Here is a 20,787-nt window from a genome sequence, read left to right on the forward strand (position 1 = left end):
CATCATTTATGTTGCTCATTGCCCCATCGATTTACGTGCTCACGCTCATTTTTACCCAACAAGCTGCTGGAAACGAAAAGTAAGGCACCGAGGACAATTGCAATATCAGCCAGGTTGAAGGCCGGCCAATGCCAGTCTCGCCAATAGAAATCAAAGGAATCCACAACATAGCCGCGAAAGACCCGGTCAATCAGGTTGCCCATGGCGCCACCGAGGATAAGACTGTAAGCGATGGCTTCTCCTTTATGACGATTTTCAAGGATCAGCTTGATCAGAAAAATCGAGACCACTACCGCGATTCCGATAAAAAAGTAGCGCTGCCAGCCTCCACCATTCGCAAAAAGACTGAATGCGGCACCGGTGTTCCATAGGTGCACCCAGTTAAAGAACGGGGTCACCGAAACATACTCGCCATAGGCCATTGATTGCTGCACCAGCCACTTTACAGCCTGATCAGACGCTGCCAGCAGGCCCGATATGGACAATAGGGCATACGGCGAGAGCTTTTTGCCAATAATGAGCATTATTTAACCCTTCAACGCCAAAATGCGTCTGGCACCGTTAAGTACAATGCCCCCCGCGATGGTGCCGATAATCAGATCCGGATAATTGGAACCGGTCCACGCGACCAGGGCGCCGGCGGTGATGACCCCCAGGTTGATCACCACGTCGTTGGCCGAGAATATCCAGCTTGCCTTCATGTGCGCCCCGCCTTCCCGATGTTTGGATATGAGCAGCAGACAACTGGTATTGGCAATCAATGCGACGAATGCGATAGCCATCATCACCAGCGATTCAGGCTCACTACCGAATACAAAGCGTCTCACCACCTCTACGAGCACGCCCACAGCCAAGATCAGTTGCAGTACACCAGCAAGATGCGCGGCACGTACCTGCATTTTCACGCTATGTCCAACCGCATAAAGGGCAAGCCCGTACACCGCCGCATCGGCAAAATTGTCCAGGGATTCTCCAATCAGGCCGGTGGACTGGGCGATCAGACCGGCAGTCATTTCCACCACGAACAGAAGTGCATTGATGCCGAGCAACCAGCGCAGGGTCCCGGATTCTTGCTTAGCAGAAGCTGCCGAAAACTCGGCGGCCTTGATGGTCTCCGGATTTGCAGCGACGGTTTCCTGAAGCGAGGCGCCTAGCCCCAAGGTCTTCAGTTTCGAGGTGACGGGCTCGACCTCGCCGTCATGCACGACCTTCAGCCGGCGGTTCGACAAGTCGAAGGACAGCGCCCGAATCTCCTCAAAGCCGTTCAGGGCTAGGCGAATCATTCGTTCTTCTGATGGACAGTCCATCTTCGGCACGGCATAAACACTGACCCATCTCCCTGGCGCCTCGGAGGAGGCCTGTATATCGGTATCCGCTGCGGACGTTGCATCACCGCCACAGGCGCCACCACAGGATTTGCTCATGATACGACTCCACTTGAACAATGTTGTGGTACCATTTAAAACTATAAAGCTACTATAAGGTCAATAGAGTAAAGAATCCGTTGGGGAGGAGGCTGATGCGCATTGGTCAGTTGGCGCAGTTGGTAGGGGTCGAAACACAGACGATCCGCTTCTATGAACAGCAGGGCTTGTTGCCGCCGCCTGATCGGCAGGACAACGGTTACCGTGTCTATACCGAGAAGCATGGTGAGGGGCTGGCCTTCATCCGTCGCTGCAGAATCCTGGGCCTGTCACTGGCTGAGATTCACGAACTACAGAGCTATCAGGACGACCCTCATCAGCCTTGTGCCGCCGTCAACGCCTTGCTCGATGATCACATCTCTCATGTGCGGTCGCAGATAACCGCTCTGCAAGCGCTTGAGAAACAACTCGTTTCACTGAGAGCGAGTTGCAACGATGACCGGGAAGTTGAGGCGTGTGGGGTTCTTGCTGGAATTAGCGAAGGAAACATGCACCAGCAGTAGGTGAAGCATCAACCAGATAATCCGATGAGATGCCGGTCTGTCTCACTCTCATGCAAAGGTAAGATCAACCATTTAATCCGCTTACCCCCTAAAAATAGGGGAAATCGCACCTTGTGATTCGCTCTTACCTCTGTGCGGACATAGAATTTCATTCTGGTAACGTATAAATCGCCTTTATAAGAAACTATTAGCTTAGGCGTCTTTGTTCGTACTCTGCGGCTGGTCATACTATTTGCGCGATTAGTCAAAATCGCATGACTTAGATCAAAACGCAAATTAAGGAGACAACAAATGCGCAGCTTCGCTCGGATGTTGGCAGGTCTTATTTTAAGCGGGGGAGTGCTCTCTTGCGGGGTTGCCTCAGCAGAAAAAGCACTCGAGGTTATTGTCTTTCCCGGAGGCTTCAATTGGCCCATCTGGGTGGCTCAAAACAAGGGATACTTCCAACAGCAAGGCGTTTCAGTCAACGTTACGCCAACGCCCAGTTCCTCGTACCAGCTCAGTAACTTAATTGACGGGAAATATGATATCGCCATGACTGCCATCGATAACTTGATAGCTTATCGAGAGGGGCAAGGTGAAGTCGACAAAGTAGGGACAGATCTTGTGGCCGTCATGGGTGCTGACCGCGGTTTTCTTAAGCTTGTTACGGTGCCTGAGGTCAAAACAGTCTCAGACTTGAAGGGGAGAACGTTATCCGTTGACGCTCGCAATACAGGGTATGCGCTTGTACTCTTTGAGCTGCTGGATCGGGCAGGGCTGAGAGAGCCCGATTTTCAAGTGGAGAGAGCTGGCGGTGTAATGCAGCGTTTCAAAGACTTAATGGATAAGAAGCATGCGGGCACTATGCTGATATCCCCTTTTGAGGTCCAGCCACTTGCTAATGGCTATAACGTTTTGGCGACAGCCTCTCAAGCTCTTGGAAGTTATCAAGGCTTAGTTGCGGGTACTCGGTTAAGTTGGGCTGAGGATAATCGCGAGAAATTGGTGGGTTACATTCGAGCTTATATAAATGGCGTAGAGTGGCTATACGACCCTGCCAACAAAGAAGAGGCAATCACGATTTATCAGTCCAACATGCGTAACGCTGACAAGCAGTCGGCTGAAACCGCCTATCGGATATTGCTGGACCCTGAGACAGGTATGCAGCGCAAGGCTCAGATTGAGATGGACGGCGTTGCTCAGGTATTGAGTTTACGTAGCAAGTGGGGCCGACCTCAAAAGACGCTAACTGATCCCAGCAAGTACTACGACAATCGTTTTTATCAATTGGCGACTCAGTAGCTAGATTTTGCAGGTTCGCATTATTTAAGCTACCTATTGTTACGTATCTTTATTGAGATGGCCCAGCGTATCGGCGATTAACGCTGGGTCATTGTCGAACTTATAAGCATTTGACGCCCTCTTGTTACTCTAAAGCATAAATCCTGTTAATACTTAACAATCAACGTCTGCGTATGGCTTGATGCGTTAAGACTGCATAAAATGAAAAAATAAGACTATTAAAGTAGGTCGGAGACATGGCACAAGAAATATCCGGGGTAGTGGGCATCATTGGCATCGGACAATTGGGCTCAGCAATTGCAAGCAATTTACTCGATATGGGCTATCGAGTCGTTGGGTATAGGAGAAATCGCAACGAAGCGCAGGCTTTTGTGGATGCCGGCGGCGAGCTGGTCGACACCCCGTCTCTGGTGGTACAGCAGGCAGACTTCATTTTTCTGTGTCTTCCGAATGAGTCCGCTTCAAATGCTGTCCTAGAGGGCGTCGGCGGCATTTTGCCCCTTTTGAAAGATGGGAAAACGGTAGTGGAAGTTGGAACCTATCGTAAGAGCTTCAAATTGATGCAGGCTGAAAAAATTCAAGCAACGGGGGCTAATATTCTTGAGGCGGAGCTGAGCGGTTCACCATCGTTGGTTTTAGCACGCAAAGCGTGCTTTTATGTCGGCGGTACCGATTCGGTTTATGAAAAGTGTGAGCCCTTGCTGCAAGCCATCACTGATAACCGTTTCTTTTTGGGCGCCTTCGGAACCGCGGTCTCTATGAAGTTGATTGCGAATTATTTAGTTACTGTGAATACGTTGGCTGCGGCCGAGGCAATGAACTTAGGTACTCGCGCAGGGTTTTCGCCAGACCTGCTGGCGCGGGTTTTGTCGGTAGGGGCAGGTGCATCCGCAATGATGAGCGTGCGTGCGCCAATTATGGCTAGCCGCAAGTTCGAGCCGGCCCCAGGTTCGTTTATCACCCTTGAAAAATATCTCGATCTTGGGCAAGAGCTCGTGTCAGAGCTGGGTTGTTCTGCGCCTTTATATGCTGCTGCGGTTCCGTATTTCAGGCGTGCTATTGAACAAGGTTTACAAAACGAGGATATCGCTGCAGTAATTAAGTTGCTCGAGGCCGAGTCTCAAGGCGACAAAATTTAGGAACGGAGGGATTCATGCTTGTTGAACAACGTACATATTGGTTGAAGCCAGGGTCAGTTTCGACATTTCTGAGTTTATATGAAGCAGAGGGCCTTGCTATCCAGGCAGGGGCGCTTGGAAGGCTGTTGGGTTATTACTTTTCCGAGACCGGCGATTTGAACCGTGTGATTCAGTTGTGGGGTTTTGATTCGTTTGAGGATCGTACGCGTCGTAAGGCGATACTTTCTGGCAATCCGCAATGGAAGAGTTTTGTCGGCAGAGCGGGCTCAATGATAGAGCGCCAATCGACAGAGCTATTAACTCCCGCACCATTTTCACCCGTCAGCTAAAGGTAGTCTTTTATGATTCGTTCACTTTTGCATGTTGGTATTCTCGTCCCCGACTTAGAGGTTGGGAGGGCGTTCTATGAATTGTTTGGCTTGGAAGCGCGGGCGGTGGGTAACGATTTGGTGTTTCGTTGCCCAGGGCGAGACCAAGACCAAATTCGATTAATTCAAGGCGCTAAAAAAAGGTTGGCCTATGTTTCTTTGGGCACGAACGGTCCAGGTATGGCGACATTAATGTCTCGCCTTAATGCGGCAGGAGTCGCGTTAAGTAGTAACCCACCGTTTGATGTTGGATTAGACGGAGTTTGGTTTCAAGACCCGCACGGGGACTGGCTTAATGTTCGGGTTGCCGAGCCGGCACCTTGCGTTAGTCCGCTGCCCCCTGAAATTAATGCGCATGGGCGCTATCGTCGCATTGGTGAGCGTGCTTGCGACGTCTCTACCCGAAGTAAAAAGGCAGTGCCTTTACGGTTAGGCCATCTAATTAAGTTCAGTCCCGACGTTGACAGGTCAGTTGACTTCTACACCCAGCTATTGGGAATGAAGGTGTCTGATCGGGCGTTCGACATTTTGGCGTTTTTGCGCGGGGCGGCTGGCGGAGATCATCACATGATTGCATTCGCAAAAAGCTCGCATACCGGCTTGCATCATATGAGTTTCGAAGTCTCGGATCTTGATCAGATAGAAATAGGCGCGCAGACGTTGTTACGCGCTGGATACAAAGACGGTTTTGGCCTTGGGCGTCACATAGGTGGGTCGAACTACTTCCATTACATTCGAGATCCTTGGGGAAGTTTGGTTGAGTACTTTTGGGATATTGACGTGATTCCCGAAGATGACAGCGGTTGGGTTCCTTTGAACGTGGGACCTGAGGAAATCACTGCGGTATGGGCTGCTATGCCCCCGCCTGATGATTTCGTACTTAACTTCGAGGAGCCTGATTGATATGGAAGTCTCCGAGGGCGCTCAAAGACTGTTGGCCCAGATGCTGAATAAGTCGTTTTATGTGGTTATTCGTACTCCGGCCGATTTGTCAAAATTTCAAGGGCTTCTAGAGGCTCATCTGCAGTGGGCAATTAGCGCTGAGAAACGCGGAGAGCTATTCGCGTCAGGGCCTTTTGTTTCCGAGCAGGCCGGTGTGCCGGGGGCTGCGGGAGGGATGTCAATTATCAGGGCCTCGACCCTGGAGGCTGCTCATCAAATTTTGTCCGAGGACCCTTTCATTAAAAATGGGGTTTACATACCCGAGATCAAGAAGTGGCTACTAATGGAGGGCGGGATGACCGTGACCATGCGCTTCTCTGACCAAGCACACATCCTACGATAAGGCGGTACTCAAATGAAATATCAGGTGTTCACTTACTGTGGACCCGGGGGCTTGTTGCGCCCAGGAATCAGGGTTCTCGATACGCATTACGACCTTCAAGGGCTGGTTTTGCATGGCAATGTAAGTTGGTCGATGGTAGACGACTTATTGTTAGACTGGGGCTCGGCCCATGAGCGCCTGAGTGCATTAGCCGAGGCAATCGCCTGTGATGCAGATATGTTTTCCGATCATGTTTTGGATGGCGCAGTGCGGTTTTCGGCACCTTTGACTCGTTGTGGTGTTATTTATGCCGCTGGCGCAAATTATCGCGACCATGTCGAGGCAATGGCCCAGGCTATGGGTATGACGCTTGTTCTTGACCCTAAAAAAGAGGGGGTTCCTCCTTGGCATTTTATTAAATCAGGCCAATCTGTGTTGTCGGCGCATCAAGAAGGGGTTGAGTTTCCTGCCCATTCCAAAATGTTGGATTGGGAGGCCGAGTTGGCCGTGGTAATTGGTCGTCGGGCGTCCCGCGTCTCAGTGTCTGAGGCGCTGAGTTACGTCGCCGGATACACATGTGCCAATGATCTGTCTGCTCGGGACAATCTAAAGCGTGAAGGGGTAGATGTTAGCTCCCCTTTTCGTTTTGATTGGATTGGCCATAAGTGTTTTCGCGGCGCTTGCCCTCTGGGGCCATACCTTACTCCAGCTGAATTCGTTACCTCGCCTGAGGACTTGAGTATCAAACTATGGCTGAACGGTGAGCTGAAACAAAACTCTAGCACGTCGAATCATCTCTATTCCGTTGCTGATCAGATTAGCTATTTAAGTCAACGGCTGGATTTGTTGCCTGGCGATGTCATTCTGACGGGGACCCCTGCCGGAGTGGGTATGGAGAAAGGCGTATTTCTCAAGCCTGGGGATGTAATGCGAGTTCAGATCGAGGGCTTGGGTGAACTCGAAACTACGTTGGTTTAGACAGACAATAAAGGAGACAGTAATGAAGGCAATGTTCAAAAAGGCAGTATTGTGCACGGCTATATTGGGGGCAGGGCTTGGGGTCGCCCACGCTGAGGTCAAGGTGGGCTTTCTGGGCACGTTATCGGGCCCTTCAGCTGCAAATGGACGAGATCAGTTGGATGGCTTTCGTTTGGCATTAGAGCAACTTGGGGGCAAGTTGGGCGGCGTGGACGCACAACTGGTCGTTGAAGACGATCAGATGAAACCCGACGCTGCCTTGACGGGTGCGACTAGATTGCTTGAGCGCGAAAAAGTCGATGTTGTCGTGGGCTTGACGTTTACGCATGTGCTGATGGCATTGCAGGCAAAAATTGCGGCGACAGACGTGCCGTTTATCGGTACGATTTCAGGACCTTCACCGACGGCCGGAGCGCAATGCAAACCTAATCTTTGATGCCTCTGCGACCGGGTTGAGCCGATTCAAGGCCGCCACACCCAGCTGCAAGGTCAACTCCCCCAGATCGTAGCGCCCGCTCGCCGCGTCACGCTCGATCAGGCCCGCACGCACGAGGCTCGCGAGGTAACGATGCGTTCGGCTGGTGGACATGTCCACCTCGTCCGCGAGCTCCTTGACGCTCATGGGCGCTTCCGCCCGCAAATAGGCTCGCAGCACGCGAGCCCCGATTTCCACCGACTGCACACCCTGCGACTGGCGCGCATTATCTTCGCTTGTCTTCGACACCCGTCTTCCTCGTTTTAGCTCTCTTCATTCCCGGACGCTGCCGGCCCGGAGTCTAGCAAACCCCCCGGTAGCGCCCTCGCAAACACGGCCACGCAAATAAATCGACAAATATTCGCTCTATCGACATTGCGCCCGTGGAGATGGTGGACTATGCTTGACATGTCCATTATGCATGATGCATGATGCATTTACTATTTTAGCAAAGCCCGCAACAAACAGGGCACGCTCTCGAGCCGCGCGCCAGCAGGTCAGTACAACCGCGAGACGTTCCGGGCCGCTGCCTGGCGCGGCCGGCGAGGGTCAAGAGGAGGGAGAGTTGATGAACACCGATAGTCCGCTGAAGGCGATACAGCCACCGGCCGACGAGCAGGCATGGGCGGTCAGGGCGAGGCGTCAGTTCGAGGCGGAACAGTTGCTGTACGCCTACGTCGAATACATCGACGATGATCGCCTTGAAGAGTTGCCAGAGCTGTTCACCGAAGACGGCAGCTACCAGATCATCTCCAGGGAGAACGTCGAGCGCGGCTTGCCGGCCCCTACCATGGGTTGCAGCAACCGCAACATGCTCATCGACCGCATCGTCTCCTTGCGGCACGCCAACATCTACTCCCAACACGCCTACCGACACGTGCTCAGCAATGTGCGCGTGAAAGCCATGGAGGGCGACGAGGCGCTGGTGCAGAGCAATTACGTCGTCATGGCGACCCGCGGCGACGGCATCGCCCGGGTGTACAGCACCGGCAAGTACGTCGATCGCCTGGTGTTCGAGGAGGATGGTCCGAAGTTCAAACAAAAACGCGTGATCTTCGACACGCAATTAATCGACACGCTCCTCGTGCGCCCGCTCTGAGCGGGTTGCGGACAAGCGTTTCGATACAGGAGAAAAACCAATGACCAACGTATCGCCCCAGCCCGCGACGGCGGAACAAGCGCTCCGTGTGCCCTACAAGGTTTTCACGGACAAGGCGTATCTGGAACTGGAGAACGAGCGGATTTTCCGTGGAAAGGTGTGGGCCTACGTGGCCCTGGAGGCGGAGATCCCCGAGCCGGGCGACTACAAGGCCACCCATATCGGGTTGTCGCCCGTCATCGTCACCCGAGCGGAGGACGGCAGCATCCATGTCATGGAGAACCGCTGCGCGCACCGCGGCGCGCTGGTGTGTGAGCAGCGCTACGGCAACGCCAGCAGCCTGCAGTGCGTTTACCACCAGTGGGACTACAACTTGAAGGGGGAGCTCAACGGCGTGCCCTTCCTGCGCGGCGTGCGCGGCAAGGGTGGCATGTGCAAGCCCTTCGACAAGAGCCGGCACGGCCTGACCAAGCTGCGCGTTGCCACCCTCAACGGCATTGTCTTCGCGAGCTTCTCCGATGAGGTGGAACCGCTGGAGGAATACCTGGGGCCGGTGGCGGTAGAGATCATCAAGCGCAACTGCAAGCGCCCCCTGAGGCTTCTCGGCTTTCAGCGCCAGCGCATCCACAGCAACTGGAAGCTGGCCGCCGAGAATTCGCGAGACCCCTACCACGCCGGCCTGCTCCATCTTTTCCTGAACACCTTCGGGCTCTGGCGAAATACCAGTGAGTCCGCGTCGATACAGCTCGACAGGACGGGGCGGCATTGCTTGCTGGCAACCGAACTCCACACCGACGAGGAAGCCGCGGAGCATGCCAGCCAGGCTCAACACGCCTATAACCCGGAGTTCACCCTGCGAGACAGCTCGGTCGTGCAGAGCCAGCGGGAATTCGACGACAACATCAATCTGGTGGTGCTTTCGATCTTCCCGAACCTGGTGGTGCATCAACTGGGTAACGCGCTCTCGACCCGACACGTCATCCCCATTGGAGAAGACGAGTTCGAGATGGTCTGGACGCAGTTCGGCTTCGTCGACGACGACGAGGAGCTCGAACAACTGCGCATAACCCACGGCAATCTGATCGGCCCCTCCGGTTACGTTTCCCTGGAGGACGGCGACGCCATGGAGCGCGTTCAGCGTTCGGTCAGTCACGACAAGGACAGTACGTCGTTCATGGGCATGGTCGACCAGAACACGCGCTCCATGGACTATTTCGCGACAGAGAATCCGATCAAGGGCTTTTGGCAGTACTACCAGCAGACGCTGGGCCTGGATGCCGACTTCCATATCCCTGAACCGAGCCAAGCGGCCTCGAGTGGCGCCTAGAGCAAAACGCGGCGCGTTGCGTTGAAGAAACCAAGAGCAAAGCAACGCGCTATAACGTAGATGGAGGAGAGACCGGTGAAGAAGAAGCTACTATGCCTCTTGTTGATGGCCAGCCTGGCGGGCTGGAGCGTGCACGCATCGTCCAAGACGCTGCGAATGTTAAGCGGCTGGGATAAAAGGGTATACGGATTTAATGGTTGATGGGGCACCTTCACCCCATCAATCTGATACCACCCTCAGATGGTTGATAGATCGACTCCGTAGTTGAGTTCCTCTGCGAAGTCCGGCAGTCCGTAACCGATGGTTTTCTTGTAGAAAGGAGAGACCTTCGCAGTCGGTGCCTTCTTCTTGTGCTTCGTGGTGTAGAGCATTCGTGCCCGCATCACCTCGAAGGAGTAACCGCGCCCTTCACGGTTCTTGTCCTTGGCCAGTCGGTTGATGGACTCCGTGTAAGCGTTGGTGACGGGCATGTCCGTCTCGAAGTAGGTCATGGTCTCTTCGCGCCAGTTTCCCACTGCCCTGACCAGATCGCTCCAGACTTCCTTTTGGCCCTTCGGGATGGTGGCTATCCACTCGTCCAGGGCGGCTTCTGCCTGGAGCCGTGTGGTGGCGTCCCAGATGCCGTAGAAGCGCTCCTTGTGCTCGTAGGCGGCCAGCAGTTGCGGGAACGCGCCTGTCCAGGTCTCCATGATGAGGCGCTCCCGGTCTGAGACTTCGTGAGCGCGTTTCAGCAGGATTTTCCGGTCTCCCTTGAGAGTCCGGCTCTGGGACGGTTTCAGCTCCTTTCTGAGGCCCTTGCGCACTCTCTCTAGGGCATCGTTGGCCATGCGCACCACATGGAACTTATCGACCACGATACGGGCCTGGGGCAGCACAGCCTTGACCGCTGCCCGGTAGGGGTTCCACATGTCCATGCTGACGATCTCGACCTTCTGCCGGTCTTTCAGCTTCATCAGGTAGTTGGTCACCACGTCCTGGCGGCGGGTGGCCAGCAGGTCGAGCAGGGTTCGCTCCTCAATGTTGGTCAGAATGCAGCGGTAGCGCTTGTTCAGGTATAGCTCGTCAATGCCCAGGATGCGGGGCGTCTCGAAGCGGTGCCAGCGCCCCAGGAACTCGGCGCGGGCGTTGAAGATGTCGCGCACCGTCTTCTCGTCCAGGCCGGTCTGTGCCGCCACAAAGGTGTAGGGGTGGTTGAAGGATTCCTTCTCCACGTACTCATGCAGCCGCAGTGTCATACGGAATCCGTCCACCATCTCCGGTAGCTGGGGCCTGAATGTTGTCTTGCAGGCCCGGCAGGTGTATCGGCGGCGGACCACCCAGAGAGTGACCCGCTTGCCGTGGATGGGCAGATCACGATAGGGAACGTCACGCTTGCCGAACCGTACGAACTCACCCTGCACGCCGCATTCCTCGCAGGCGATGGGATCGGGCACGTCCACCTGGAAGTGCATTTCGTCGTCGGTTGATTTGCAGCCCAGTACTTGGTATTGCGGCAGGTGAAGGATGTTGTCGGGAAGTTCGGTCATGGTGTTGTATAGGCGTAGGTGTCAGTCAGATCCATCCGGCTCGGCATTGGTGTTTGCTTTTTTACCCAACAAGCTGCTGGAAACGAAAAGTAAGGCACCGAGGACAATTGCAATATCAGCCAGGTTGAAGGCCGGCCAATGCCAGTCTCGCCAATAGAAATCAAAGGAATCCACAACATAGCCGCGAAAGACCCGGTCAATCAGGTTGCCCATGGCGCCACCGAGGATAAGACTGTAAGCGATGGCTTCTCCTTTATGACGATTTTCAAGGATCAGCTTGATCAGAAAAATCGAGACCACTACCGCGATTCCGATAAAAAAGTAGCGCTGCCAGCCTCCACCATTCGCAAAAAGACTGAATGCGGCACCGGTGTTCCATAGGTGCACCCAGTTAAAGAACGGGGTCACCGAAACATACTCGCCATAGGCCATTGATTGCTGCACCAGCCACTTTACAGCCTGATCAGACGCTGCCAGCAGGCCCGATATGGACAATAGGGCATACGGCGAGAGCTTTTTGCCAATAATGAGCATTATTTAACCCTTCAACGCCAAAATGCGTCTGGCACCGTTAAGTACAATGCCCCCCGCGATGGTGCCGATAATCAGATCCGGATAATTGGAACCGGTCCACGCGACCAGGGCGCCGGCGGTGATGACCCCCAGGTTGATCACCACGTCGTTGGCCGAGAATATCCAGCTTGCCTTCATGTGCGCCCCGCCTTCCCGATGTTTGGATATGAGCAGCAGACAACTGGTATTGGCAATCAATGCGACGAATGCGATAGCCATCATCACCAGCGATTCAGGCTCACTACCGAATACAAAGCGTCTCACCACCTCTACGAGCACGCCCACAGCCAAGATCAGTTGCAGTACACCAGCAAGATGCGCGGCACGTACCTGCATTTTCACGCTATGTCCAACCGCATAAAGGGCAAGCCCGTACACCGCCGCATCGGCAAAATTGTCCAGGGATTCTCCAATCAGGCCGGTGGACTGGGCGATCAGACCGGCAGTCATTTCCACCACGAACAGAAGTGCATTGATGCCGAGCAACCAGCGCAGGGTCCCGGATTCTTGCTTAGCAGAAGCTGCCGAAAACTCGGCGGCCTTGATGGTCTCCGGATTTGCAGCGACGGTTTCCTGAAGCGAGGCGCCTAGCCCCAAGGTCTTCAGTTTCGAGGTGACGGGCTCGACCTCGCCGTCATGCACGACCTTCAGCCGGCGGTTCGACAAGTCGAAGGACAGCGCCCGAATCTCCTCAAAGCCGTTCAGGGCTAGGCGAATCATTCGTTCTTCTGATGGACAGTCCATCTTCGGCACGGCATAAACACTGACCCATCTCCCTGGCGCCTCGGAGGAGGCCTGTATATCGGTATCCGCTGCGGACGTTGCATCACCGCCACAGGCGCCACCACAGGATTTGCTCATGATACGACTCCACTTGAACAATGTTGTGGTACCATTTAAAACTATAAAGCTACTATAAGGTCAATAGAGTAAAGAATCCGTTGGGGAGGAGGCTGATGCGCATTGGTCAGTTGGCGCAGTTGGTAGGGGTCGAAACACAGACGATCCGCTTCTATGAACAGCAGGGCTTGTTGCCGCCGCCTGATCGGCAGGACAACGGTTACCGTGTCTATACCGAGAAGCATGGTGAGGGGCTGGCCTTCATCCGTCGCTGCAGAATCCTGGGCCTGTCACTGGCTGAGATTCACGAACTACAGAGCTATCAGGACGACCCTCATCAGCCTTGTGCCGCCGTCAACGCCTTGCTCGATGATCACATCTCTCATGTGCGGTCGCAGATAACCGCTCTGCAAGCGCTTGAGAAACAACTCGTTTCACTGAGAGCGAGTTGCAACGATGACCGGGAAGTTGAGGCGTGTGGGGTTCTTGCTGGAATTAGCGAAGGAAACATGCACCAGCAGTAGGTGAAGCATCAACCAGATAATCCGATGAGATGCCGGTCTGTCTCACTCTCATGCAAAGGTAAGATCAACCATTTAATCCGCTTACCCCAATTAAGAAAGTACGCGCACGCGCTAAGGCCGGCCGCATGGCATGTCGCCTGGGGTCTTTCTATTTTCACCAGTTTCGGACTCTGGGGATATCCCTTGGATTTTCGCAATCCGGATTCTGATTCATATACATATTCGCGCAGCGGATAGCTGAGATGAGCAGGCGTTCCTAGACTCCATTCAACGCAATGTTGAAAAAGGAGACTAAGCCATGTCCGAAATGGTCGCCAAGCCGTCTGCGCATGCCGAGCGCACAGTGTCTTTTTTACAGCCCAATGGTTCCGAAGTGCCTTTTCGGGTCTTTAGTTCGCAGGAAGTGTATGACCGCGAGCAGGAGCGAATCTTTCGCGGTGCGACCTGGTCCTTCCTCGGCTTGGAGGCGGAGATCCCGAACGTGTACGACTTCAAGAGCACTTTCATCGGCGACACGCCGGTAGTCGTGACGCGCACGCCCGATGGGTTGTCATGCTGGGTCAATCGATGCGCGCACCGCGGCGCGCAGGTCTGCCGCGAGCTGCGTGGCAACGCCCGCTCCCATGCGTGCGTGTATCACCAGTGGGGCTATTCGGCAAAGGGCGATCTGCTGGGCGTCCCGTTCCGCCGGGGCCAGAATGGAATGGCCGGCATGCCGGCCGACTTCAAGACCGAAGAGCATGGTCTGCAGCAGGTGCGCGTCGCCAGCTACCGTGGGCTGGTGTTCGGCACCTTTCGCCAAGACACGCCGTCGCTGGAGGACTACATCGGTCCGATGATGCGCCCCTGGATTGACCGCATCTTTCACAAGCCGGTGGTCTATCTCGGCTGCACGCGGCAGTATTCCAAATCCAACTGGAAGCTGTACCTGGAAAACGTCAAGGATGGCTACCACGCGAGCCTTCTGCATCTGTTTCACACAACCTTCAACATCTACCGCGTGGGGATGAAGGTGCGCCAGATGGCGGATGTGGGCGGCCTGCACAGCCTCTTGACCTCGACCAAGCCTGAAGTCGATACCAATACCGCTGCGGCCTACGAGGCCCAGAAGGTGCGCACGATGAACAACAAGCTCGTGCTGGAAGACCCAACCCTGCTCGGGCAGATCCAAGAGTACGAAGAAATCACCACCAACAACATCCAGGCCATCTTCCCCCAATTGGTGATCCAGCAGATCCACAACACGCTGGCGGCGCGCCAGTTGCTCCCCAAGGGTCCGAACAACTTCGAGCTGATCTTTCATTTCTTCGGCTACGAGGACGATACCCCGGAGTTGCGCGAACTGCGCCTCCTCCAGGCCAACCTCGTCGGTCCCGCAGGCTACATCTCGATGGAGGACACGGAGGCCACAGAACTGGTGCAGCGCGCCACGCGCATGGATCCGGACAGCCATTCGTACATCGCTATGGCCCAGGACGTTCCAGAGGAGACGGACTCTTCGATCACGGAATACATGATCCGACGCTTCTGGACCAGCTACCAGGCATTGATGGGGTACTGAGCATGGATACGAACAACGCACAACTCTGGACCGAAATCGCAATCTTGCAGCACCAGTACGTGAGCGCGCTCGACAGCGGAAACCTTGAGGCGTGGCCGCAATTTTTCACAGAGGACTGTCGATACGAAATCATTCCAAAGGAGAACGTGGATGCAGGGCTGCCGGCGCCGGTCATCTACTGTCGCAATCAGAAGATGCTACGCGACCGGGTGACCTCGCTGCGCAATGCCAACATCTACGAAAGCCACACCTACCGGCACCTGGTTTCGGGCCTGGTTCTGACGAACGTGGCACAGGACACCGTGCAAACGACGTCAAGTTATGTCGTGGTCATCACCGGCCTGACTGGCGAGTCCTCTATCTATCAGGCGGGGGCCTACCAAGACGAAGTAGTCAAGGCGAACGGCGTTTGGCGTTATCGCGCCAAGCGTGTGATGTACGACACCTTGCGCGTACAGACTCTGCTGGCCACTCCGATCTGAGACTTGGCGGCGATGTTGAGAATGCCGATTTCCGTATGCAACCTCTCAATGCAGGCCGCCACTCAAACGGTGAGGCAATGACTATTTTGTGAGAACGATGAATACTGCCTTCCTTCCCGATCCTGCTTCATTGCGTGTTCGTGTCGTGCGCAAAGAGGCTCTAACAAAGGACATTGTCCTGATTGAGTTGGCCAGTGTGGACGGCCAGCCTCTTCCCACGTTCACCGCGGGGGCACACATCGATGTGCAACTGCCGGGCGGCCTGACGCGCCAATATTCGCTATGCGACACCGCTGCAGAAACCTACCAGATCGCCGTTCTCAAGGAGCCGCAGGGACGAGGGGGATCGGTGGCGATGCACGACCTTGTGCATGCAGGCAGCGAGCTCGTTGTCGGCACGCCAAGAAACCTCTTCGAGTTGAGTGCATCAGCCCAGAGCAGTCTCCTGCTTGCAGGAGGAATCGGAATCACGCCATTGCTTTGCATGGCGCAATCACTGGCGACTGCCCGCCGGCCGTTTTCTTTGCATTACTGCACTCGCTCTGCCGAAGCGACGGCCTTCCGCGGCGCGCTCGCGGCAGCGCCTTACGCGGCGCAGGTGCACCACCACTACGATGATGGCACGCCCGAGCAAAAGCTGGATCTGCCTGCTCTGCTGTCCTGCCCTCAGCCTGGGATGCATCTGTACACCTGCGGGCCATCCGGCTTTATGGATGCGGTCCTCGCAGCGGCGCGGGCCTCGGGCTGGCCCGAGTCTCAGTTGCACTACGAGTTCTTCAAAGCCGAGCCTCCGCAATCAGAGAACGATGGCAGCTTTGAGGTCCAGGTGGCGAGCACCGGCGAGGTCATCCCTGTAGCCGCCGATGAGACGGTGCTAATGGCTTTGGCCGCACACGGGATCGAACTGCCCGCCTCGTGCGAACAAGGCGTCTGCGGTACTTGCCTCACGCGTGTACTGGGTGGCGAACCCGATCACCGTGATATGTACCTCACCCCGGAGGAGCAGGCCCAGAACGACCAGTTCCTACCGTGCTGTTCCAGGTCGAAGTCCGCTCGTCTGGTGCTCGATATCTGAGTTCAGGAGCAATCGCGTAGCACGTGGCCACTGCCAGGCGATTGCCTTTGATCCAGAGTGTCCTGGTGGATCGAAAACGGAGCCTCGATCCGATATCGCGCGTCTGCGTTCAGTGCACCCCCAAAAGCAGGGACTGCAACAACGAAGAGGATGGGGTCGAAAAGGTCCTCATGAGCCCACGTAAATTCTTAACCGGAGAATCGGATGCGTACGATCAACCTTGCCTCCCTCACCGCGGACGCGAAATTCAACCGATTCCATCTCAGCATATTGCTGTGGTGTGCATTGATTATCGTCATGGACGGCTACGACCTTGCCGTCGCCGGAATTGCGCTACCGAGCATCATGCAGGCGATGTCGATCGAGCCGGCGCATGCCGGTTTAATGGTGAGTTCGGCGCTCTTTGGCATGTTGTTCGGAAATCTGCTCTTCGGCACGTTGGGTGAGCGCATCGGCCGCCCCAAAGCCATTGCGATCTGCGTGTTTTTGTTCAGCGCGTTCACGGCCGCGGCCGGCCTGACCAACGACCCCAAGACCTTTGCGCTGGCCCGCTTCGTGGCAGGCCTGGGCATCGGTGGAGTGATGCCCAATGTGATCGCGCAGATGACGGAGTACTCGCCAAAGCGCATGCGAGCCATGTTGGTCGCGCTGATGTTCAGCGGATATTGTGTTGGTGGGGTGCTGGCGGCAGTGCTTGGAAAATCGCTGATTGAGGTCCATGGCTGGCAGTCGGTCTTTCTCTTGGCCGCCGCGCCGATCGTGTTGATCCCGTTCATCCTCCGCAGCATGCCTGAGTCGGTGCCGTTCCTCATTCGGAGGAAGGACGCGCGCGCGTTGCAACAGCTCGCCGCGAAAATTGATCCCACGTACACACCCCATCAGGATGACACCTTTGTCGGCATCGGCGCCGAGCAAGCCGGTGCAACCGCGCCGGTCAGGCAGCTCTTCCAGGACGGTCGCACGCCGAGCACCGTACTGTTTTGGCTGTCATGCGTGATGTGCCTGTTCATGGTGTACGCGCTGAGCTCCTGGTTGACCAAGCTGATGGCTTCGGCGGGCTACAGCATCGGCTCAGCCTTGACTTTCGTGATCGTGATGAACCTGGGAGGAATTTTGGGCGCGATCGCTGGCGGCTGGCTAGCGGATCGGCTCCACATCAAGTACGTGCTCGCAAGCATGTATCTGATTGCGGCAGGCTCGTTGGCCATGCTGGGGCAGGAGGTCAGCACTAGCCTGCGTTATGTGCTGATCGGTCTTGCAGGCGGAACGACCATCGGTACGCAGATCGTAGGCTGCGCCTACGTGGGCCAGTTCTACCCGAACACGATTCGTGCAACCGGGCTGGGATGGTTCCTTGGTGTCGGGCGTGTGGGAGCCATTGTGGCGCCGATCGTGATTGGTGCGCTTGTGGGCGCCGAATTGCCTCTGGGGCTCAACTTCGTTGCCATCGGCATTCCAGGCTTGCTGGCGGCGATCTTGATCTTCTGCATTGACCATGCGAAGTCGGCATCGAATGAAAAGGAGGCGGCCAAGGAATCGTGGGCGACAGGGCGGCCTGCTGCAGGCGTGGTATTGGGCCGCGACTCTTGATCGCTGTGATCTAACGACTCTTCATAGAACATGCCCCACCACAGCTCCGAAAGAACTCGCCATGAATGCCAATCAGCCAGCATCGCCGGAAGGCGCGCCTAGTATTGCTTCTTTCTTCATCGTCATTGCAACCGATCATCCTGGCATGTCTGAAGTGCGTGCGCGGGTACGGCCGTCGCATCGCATTTGGCTGCGCGAGCATCCGGGCCACGCGATCAATGTTGTCCATGGGGGGCCGTTGCTGGACACGCAAGGCGCCATGGATGGCACGCTTCTCGTTGTGCAGGCGGCGCATATCGACGACGTGCACGCCTTCGTGGCCCACGACCCCTACGTACAGGCAGGTCTGTTTGCCGAGCTGTCGGTTCGCACATGGGAATGGACCTTGGGGCGGGGAACCTCATAAATCCTGGGTACAGGCCTCCTACCCGCCGCTCAAGGAACGGACATCCGGACGCGGAGGCGAAAAACCTTACCGGGAGGAATTGCAGTCGGTCTTGGCCGTCTGGTTGATCAGTTCGTTGCAATAGCCGCCCACGACGGGATTTAACGCACTCCTAGCGTCTAGGTAAACACGCGTTGCGGCACGCCGTTGGCGTCGAAGTCCTGGCTCGTCAGCACGGCGCTTCTTCGAGCGCATTCACGTGGCGTTGCAACTGGCGAACGAACTCGGAGAACTGGGGTGTCTCGTCTGTACTGGAGCGCTCGAACTCCTTATAGGGCGTGACGGCTTGCAATACTTTGCCCACGTTGGTCGGTGTGACGACATCGATGGCTGCACGGTTTCCGAGGTTGGAATGGGGCTTGGTCAACAGACGATACAGCGCCCAAGAATCTACATGCGGGCATTGGTTCATGAGCGCTTGGGCCAGCCGGCGCTTGAGCGGCACCAGTTGCCAGTCGGGAACGCGCTGCCCCCGGTTGCCCAAGCTGATGGACAGTAGCTTGCCTGCCTTCAGCTCGCGGTTGATCTGGTCTTTGGACTTCCCAGCCAGCTTCCCGAACAGCGCGACCGGCAGATTGTTCGGCGACTCGTACATGGCCAGCATTTCCTCACGCTCGCGCTGGATGGCAGAGACCTCCGACTCAGGAGCATGCGCCGGAGGCGGCGGCACCTGCGACAGGCGCTGGAACGTGATTCCGCCGCTGTTGGGGGTCACGACGATGGGCGTGGCCGCCACGGGCGGTGAGCCGGAGACACCGGGCTCGGCGACCGTCGGGGCCACGTCCACCGCTTCCTCCACTTCCGCCATCGCTGGCACCCCGTCGATACGGATGGTCAGGTGCGCGCTCGCAGCTTGCACTTCGCCCTGTTCGAGCAGGTCCAGGCGATCGGCCCAGTCCTGCATCATGCGGCGACGCGGCTCCACGTACTTGGCGTGGTTGTAGGCCGAACTCACCTTGTTGGGGTCGGAGTGCGAAAGCTGCGCGTCCACCCAAATCTTCGGGTAGCCGATCTCGTTGAGTGCCGTCGAGATGGTGCCGCGGATGCCGTGCCCGGTCAGGCGCCCCTCGTAGCCCATGAGCTGCACGGCCTTGTTGAGGGTGTTCTCGCTGATGCGTTTCTTGAGTTCGCTGCGGTGCGACAGCAGGTACTTCTGCGCCGGCCGCATCACGCCCAGGAGATAGCGCACGATCTCGATGGCCTGCAGGGACAGGGGCACGATGTAGGGCGGCACGTCCTGCGGCCGCTTGCCGGCCTTGCGCATTTCGTCCTGGAGTTGCTTGACGACCTCCGGCGGGATGATCCAAAAGCCCCGGTCGAGGTCGAACTGCTCGGGTTCGGCCAACCGCAGCTCGCCCGTGCGCACCCCCGTCAGGAACAGTAGCCGCACGCCAAGCTGGGTCTGCCAGCCCCGGGGGTTGTAGCGTCGCAGCTTCTGAAGGAACTCGGGCAGTTCGGGCAGGTGCAGATAGGGGTTGTGGGCCACCGGGGGCTTGGGCTCGGCCACCACGTCCAGGTCCGCAGCCGGGTTGACTTCCAGCCCCTCGGCGATGACCAAGGCATAGCGGAACATCTGGTTGAACCAGGTGCGGACCTTCTCGGCCGTGGTGAACGCCTTGCGCTTCTCGATCGCCGCCAGGACGCCCAGGAGCTGGGGCCGGCGAATGTCATAGATGGACATCTTCCCTAGGGTGGGCAGCACGTCCTTGTTGAAGATGCGCAGGATCTGCGAAAGCGTACTCTGGCGGCCTTCCTTGAGTTCCTTGCGGCGATGCTCGACCCAGGCATCGAAGACGTTCTTGAAGGTGTATTCGCCGGCCAGCTTGGCCGCGTGCCGACGCTGATCGCGTTCGATTTGGGGATCGATCCCCCTGGCGATCAGGGCCTGGGCCTTGTCCCGCTCGGCGCGGGCCTCGCGCAGGCTGAGGGCAGGATAGCCGCCCAGGGCCATGCGCTTTTGCTTGCCCAGCCAGGAGTAGCGGAACATCCAAGACTTGCCGCCTGCGGCAGAGACCATCAGGCTCAGGCAGTCGTTGTCGTAGAGGGTGTAGCGTTTGCCGGTGGTCTTGGCCTGCCGGACGATCAGATCAGAGAGTGCCATTTCGAGGCTCCTAAGTAATGACTTAGGCCCTATGCTCGTCATGGTTCCCGCTCAGCCCCAGCAACTATCCGGAAGCCGCCTCACCCGTATTCCTGTGCCTAGATTGGCGCCTAAAAAAGGCTGGCTGTGGGTGGATTTCCGTGGCGCTCGCTGGAATGAAAAAAGGGGCCGAAGCCCCTCTTTTCAACGACTTACAGACGTCAGTAGAA

At 56.4% G+C, this 20,787-nt stretch carries 23 protein-coding genes; 16 read left to right on the forward strand and 7 right to left on the reverse strand.

Annotated elements, in window-relative coordinates:
* Positions 1-2: 2 nt before the first annotated feature.
* Positions 3-524, reverse strand: coding sequence for a signal peptidase II (gene lspA, locus BXE_RS16360; protein WP_011489360.1), 522 nt, complete (start codon positions 522-524; stop codon positions 3-5).
* A 3-nt stretch (positions 525-527) separates the two neighbouring features.
* The gene (locus BXE_RS16365) at positions 528-1,424 is read right to left on the reverse strand and encodes a cation transporter (RefSeq protein ID WP_004574643.1); all 897 of its coding nucleotides are present in this window, start codon (positions 1,422-1,424) and stop codon (positions 528-530) included.
* A 95-nt stretch (positions 1,425-1,519) separates the two neighbouring features.
* Between BXE_RS16365 and cadR (BXE_RS16370) the strand changes: the two genes are divergently transcribed.
* The 8 genes from cadR (BXE_RS16370) to BXE_RS16400 all read left to right on the forward strand — a co-directional run bounded on the left by cadR (BXE_RS16370) (position 1,520) and on the right by BXE_RS16400 (position 7,396).
* Positions 1,520-1,927: a Cd(II)/Pb(II)-responsive transcriptional regulator gene (cadR, locus tag BXE_RS16370; RefSeq protein WP_011487781.1), complete on the forward strand. Its 408-nt coding sequence runs from the start codon at positions 1,520-1,522 to the stop codon at positions 1,925-1,927.
* 291 nt (positions 1,928-2,218) lie between these two features.
* Entirely contained in the window at positions 2,219-3,211 is a 993-nt protein-coding gene (locus BXE_RS16375) for an ABC transporter substrate-binding protein (protein ID WP_011489361.1), read from the forward strand.
* 236 nt (positions 3,212-3,447) lie between these two features.
* A complete protein-coding gene (locus BXE_RS16380; protein ID WP_011489362.1) occupies positions 3,448-4,350 on the forward strand; it encodes an NAD(P)-dependent oxidoreductase in 903 nt (300 codons plus the stop codon).
* Between the two features lie 14 nt (positions 4,351-4,364).
* Positions 4,365-4,679, forward strand: coding sequence for an NIPSNAP family protein (locus BXE_RS44355; protein WP_011489363.1), 315 nt, complete (start codon positions 4,365-4,367; stop codon positions 4,677-4,679).
* Positions 4,680-4,691: 12 nt separating this feature from the next.
* Positions 4,692-5,621, forward strand: a complete 930-nt coding sequence (locus BXE_RS16385) for a VOC family protein (protein WP_011255156.1) — start codon at positions 4,692-4,694, stop codon at positions 5,619-5,621.
* 1 nt (position 5,622) lies between these two features.
* Positions 5,623-6,003 carry a YciI family protein gene (locus tag BXE_RS16390; protein ID WP_011255155.1) on the forward strand — a complete coding sequence of 127 codons (381 nt, stop codon included), beginning with the start codon at positions 5,623-5,625 and terminating at the stop codon, positions 6,001-6,003.
* Positions 6,004-6,015: 12 nt separating this feature from the next.
* Positions 6,016-6,960 (forward strand): fumarylacetoacetate hydrolase family protein, encoded by a 945-nt coding sequence (locus tag BXE_RS16395; protein WP_011489364.1) that lies wholly within the window; start codon positions 6,016-6,018, stop codon positions 6,958-6,960.
* A 22-nt stretch (positions 6,961-6,982) separates the two neighbouring features.
* The gene (locus BXE_RS16400; protein WP_041743877.1) at positions 6,983-7,396 is read left to right on the forward strand and encodes an ABC transporter substrate-binding protein; all 414 of its coding nucleotides are present in this window, start codon (positions 6,983-6,985) and stop codon (positions 7,394-7,396) included.
* Here the strand turns inward: BXE_RS16400 and BXE_RS16405 are convergent.
* Positions 7,358-7,684 carry a helix-turn-helix domain-containing protein gene (locus BXE_RS16405; protein ID WP_011489366.1) on the reverse strand — a complete coding sequence of 109 codons (327 nt, stop codon included), beginning with the start codon at positions 7,682-7,684 and terminating at the stop codon, positions 7,358-7,360. The two genes, BXE_RS16400 and BXE_RS16405, sit on opposite strands and share 39 nt — an antisense overlap.
* A gap of 319 nt (positions 7,685-8,003) precedes the next feature.
* Between BXE_RS16405 and BXE_RS16410 the strand changes: the two genes are divergently transcribed.
* Together BXE_RS16410 and BXE_RS16415 are read left to right on the forward strand one after the other, a co-directional pair.
* Positions 8,004-8,534, forward strand: a complete 531-nt coding sequence (locus BXE_RS16410) for an aromatic-ring-hydroxylating dioxygenase subunit beta (RefSeq protein WP_011255173.1) — start codon at positions 8,004-8,006, stop codon at positions 8,532-8,534.
* Between the two features lie 40 nt (positions 8,535-8,574).
* Positions 8,575-9,861, forward strand: coding sequence for an aromatic ring-hydroxylating dioxygenase subunit alpha (locus BXE_RS16415; protein WP_011255174.1), 1,287 nt, complete (start codon positions 8,575-8,577; stop codon positions 9,859-9,861).
* A gap of 236 nt (positions 9,862-10,097) precedes the next feature.
* On the opposite strand, the gene BXE_RS16420 is transcribed toward BXE_RS16415, so the two are convergent.
* Genes BXE_RS16420 through BXE_RS16430 form a run of 3 tightly spaced genes read right to left on the reverse strand, consistent with a single transcriptional unit; the run spans position 10,098 to position 12,821 of the window.
* On the reverse strand, positions 10,098-11,387 hold the full coding sequence (locus BXE_RS16420; protein WP_004574636.1) for an ISL3-like element ISPpu12 family transposase: 1,290 nt from the start codon (positions 11,385-11,387) through the stop codon (positions 10,098-10,100).
* Positions 11,388-11,408: 21 nt separating this feature from the next.
* Complete coding sequence (lspA, locus tag BXE_RS16425; RefSeq protein ID WP_004863699.1) at positions 11,409-11,921, reverse strand: signal peptidase II; 513 nt, start codon at positions 11,919-11,921, stop codon at positions 11,409-11,411.
* A 3-nt stretch (positions 11,922-11,924) separates the two neighbouring features.
* Positions 11,925-12,821 carry a cation transporter gene (locus BXE_RS16430; protein ID WP_004574643.1) on the reverse strand — a complete coding sequence of 299 codons (897 nt, stop codon included), beginning with the start codon at positions 12,819-12,821 and terminating at the stop codon, positions 11,925-11,927.
* Positions 12,822-12,916: 95 nt separating this feature from the next.
* Between BXE_RS16430 and cadR (BXE_RS16435) the strand changes: the two genes are divergently transcribed.
* From cadR (BXE_RS16435) to BXE_RS16460, 6 genes are all read left to right on the forward strand, one after another.
* Entirely contained in the window at positions 12,917-13,324 is a 408-nt protein-coding gene (gene cadR, locus BXE_RS16435; RefSeq protein WP_011487781.1) for a Cd(II)/Pb(II)-responsive transcriptional regulator, read from the forward strand.
* A gap of 298 nt (positions 13,325-13,622) precedes the next feature.
* Complete coding sequence (gene andAc / locus BXE_RS16440) at positions 13,623-14,885, forward strand: anthranilate 1,2-dioxygenase large subunit AndAc (protein ID WP_011489367.1); 1,263 nt, start codon at positions 13,623-13,625, stop codon at positions 14,883-14,885.
* Positions 14,886-14,887: 2 nt separating this feature from the next.
* Entirely contained in the window at positions 14,888-15,367 is a 480-nt protein-coding gene (gene andAd, locus BXE_RS16445; protein ID WP_011489368.1) for an anthranilate 1,2-dioxygenase small subunit AndAd, read from the forward strand.
* A gap of 97 nt (positions 15,368-15,464) precedes the next feature.
* A complete protein-coding gene (locus BXE_RS16450; RefSeq protein WP_011489369.1) occupies positions 15,465-16,442 on the forward strand; it encodes a PDR/VanB family oxidoreductase in 978 nt (325 codons plus the stop codon).
* 204 nt (positions 16,443-16,646) lie between these two features.
* The gene (locus BXE_RS16455) at positions 16,647-18,032 is read left to right on the forward strand and encodes an MFS transporter (protein WP_011489370.1); all 1,386 of its coding nucleotides are present in this window, start codon (positions 16,647-16,649) and stop codon (positions 18,030-18,032) included.
* Between the two features lie 103 nt (positions 18,033-18,135).
* On the forward strand, positions 18,136-18,438 hold the full coding sequence (locus BXE_RS16460; RefSeq protein ID WP_029044453.1) for a YciI family protein: 303 nt from the start codon (positions 18,136-18,138) through the stop codon (positions 18,436-18,438).
* Positions 18,439-18,646: 208 nt separating this feature from the next.
* Here BXE_RS16460 and BXE_RS16465 read toward each other — a convergent pair whose 3' ends face one another.
* Positions 18,647-20,578: a tyrosine-type recombinase/integrase gene (locus BXE_RS16465; RefSeq protein ID WP_011489372.1), complete on the reverse strand. Its 1,932-nt coding sequence runs from the start codon at positions 20,576-20,578 to the stop codon at positions 18,647-18,649.
* Positions 20,579-20,787: the final 209 nt, after the last annotated feature.

The sequence above is a fragment of the Paraburkholderia xenovorans LB400 genome (genome assembly GCF_000013645.1).
Taxonomy (GTDB): Bacteria; Pseudomonadota; Gammaproteobacteria; order Burkholderiales; family Burkholderiaceae; genus Paraburkholderia; species Paraburkholderia xenovorans.

Bases quoted from the DNA above. Each gene is read 5' to 3' on its own strand.
- lspA (WP_011489360.1), bottom strand. From the start codon at position 524: ATGCTCATTATTGGCAAAAAGCTCTCGCCGTATGCCCTATTGTCCATA.
- BXE_RS16365 (WP_004574643.1), bottom strand. From the start codon at position 1,424: ATGAGCAAATCCTGTGGTGGCGCCTGTGGCGGTGATGCAACGTCCGCA.
- cadR (WP_011487781.1), top strand. From the start codon at position 1,520: ATGCGCATTGGTCAGTTGGCGCAGTTGGTAGGGGTCGAAACACAGACG.
- BXE_RS16375 (WP_011489361.1), top strand. From the start codon at position 2,219: ATGCGCAGCTTCGCTCGGATGTTGGCAGGTCTTATTTTAAGCGGGGGA.
- BXE_RS16380 (WP_011489362.1), top strand. From the start codon at position 3,448: ATGGCACAAGAAATATCCGGGGTAGTGGGCATCATTGGCATCGGACAA.
- BXE_RS44355 (WP_011489363.1), top strand. From the start codon at position 4,365: ATGCTTGTTGAACAACGTACATATTGGTTGAAGCCAGGGTCAGTTTCG.
- BXE_RS16385 (WP_011255156.1), top strand. From the start codon at position 4,692: ATGATTCGTTCACTTTTGCATGTTGGTATTCTCGTCCCCGACTTAGAG.
- BXE_RS16390 (WP_011255155.1), top strand. From the start codon at position 5,623: ATGGAAGTCTCCGAGGGCGCTCAAAGACTGTTGGCCCAGATGCTGAAT.
- BXE_RS16395 (WP_011489364.1), top strand. From the start codon at position 6,016: ATGAAATATCAGGTGTTCACTTACTGTGGACCCGGGGGCTTGTTGCGC.
- BXE_RS16400 (WP_041743877.1), top strand. From the start codon at position 6,983: ATGAAGGCAATGTTCAAAAAGGCAGTATTGTGCACGGCTATATTGGGG.
- BXE_RS16410 (WP_011255173.1), top strand. From the start codon at position 8,004: ATGAACACCGATAGTCCGCTGAAGGCGATACAGCCACCGGCCGACGAG.
- BXE_RS16415 (WP_011255174.1), top strand. From the start codon at position 8,575: ATGACCAACGTATCGCCCCAGCCCGCGACGGCGGAACAAGCGCTCCGT.
- BXE_RS16420 (WP_004574636.1), bottom strand. From the start codon at position 11,387: ATGACCGAACTTCCCGACAACATCCTTCACCTGCCGCAATACCAAGTA.
- lspA (WP_004863699.1), bottom strand. From the start codon at position 11,921: ATGCTCATTATTGGCAAAAAGCTCTCGCCGTATGCCCTATTGTCCATA.
- BXE_RS16430 (WP_004574643.1), bottom strand. From the start codon at position 12,821: ATGAGCAAATCCTGTGGTGGCGCCTGTGGCGGTGATGCAACGTCCGCA.
- cadR (WP_011487781.1), top strand. From the start codon at position 12,917: ATGCGCATTGGTCAGTTGGCGCAGTTGGTAGGGGTCGAAACACAGACG.
- andAc (WP_011489367.1), top strand. From the start codon at position 13,623: ATGTCCGAAATGGTCGCCAAGCCGTCTGCGCATGCCGAGCGCACAGTG.
- andAd (WP_011489368.1), top strand. From the start codon at position 14,888: ATGGATACGAACAACGCACAACTCTGGACCGAAATCGCAATCTTGCAG.
- BXE_RS16450 (WP_011489369.1), top strand. From the start codon at position 15,465: ATGAATACTGCCTTCCTTCCCGATCCTGCTTCATTGCGTGTTCGTGTC.
- BXE_RS16455 (WP_011489370.1), top strand. From the start codon at position 16,647: ATGCGTACGATCAACCTTGCCTCCCTCACCGCGGACGCGAAATTCAAC.
- BXE_RS16465 (WP_011489372.1), bottom strand. From the start codon at position 20,578: ATGGCACTCTCTGATCTGATCGTCCGGCAGGCCAAGACCACCGGCAAA.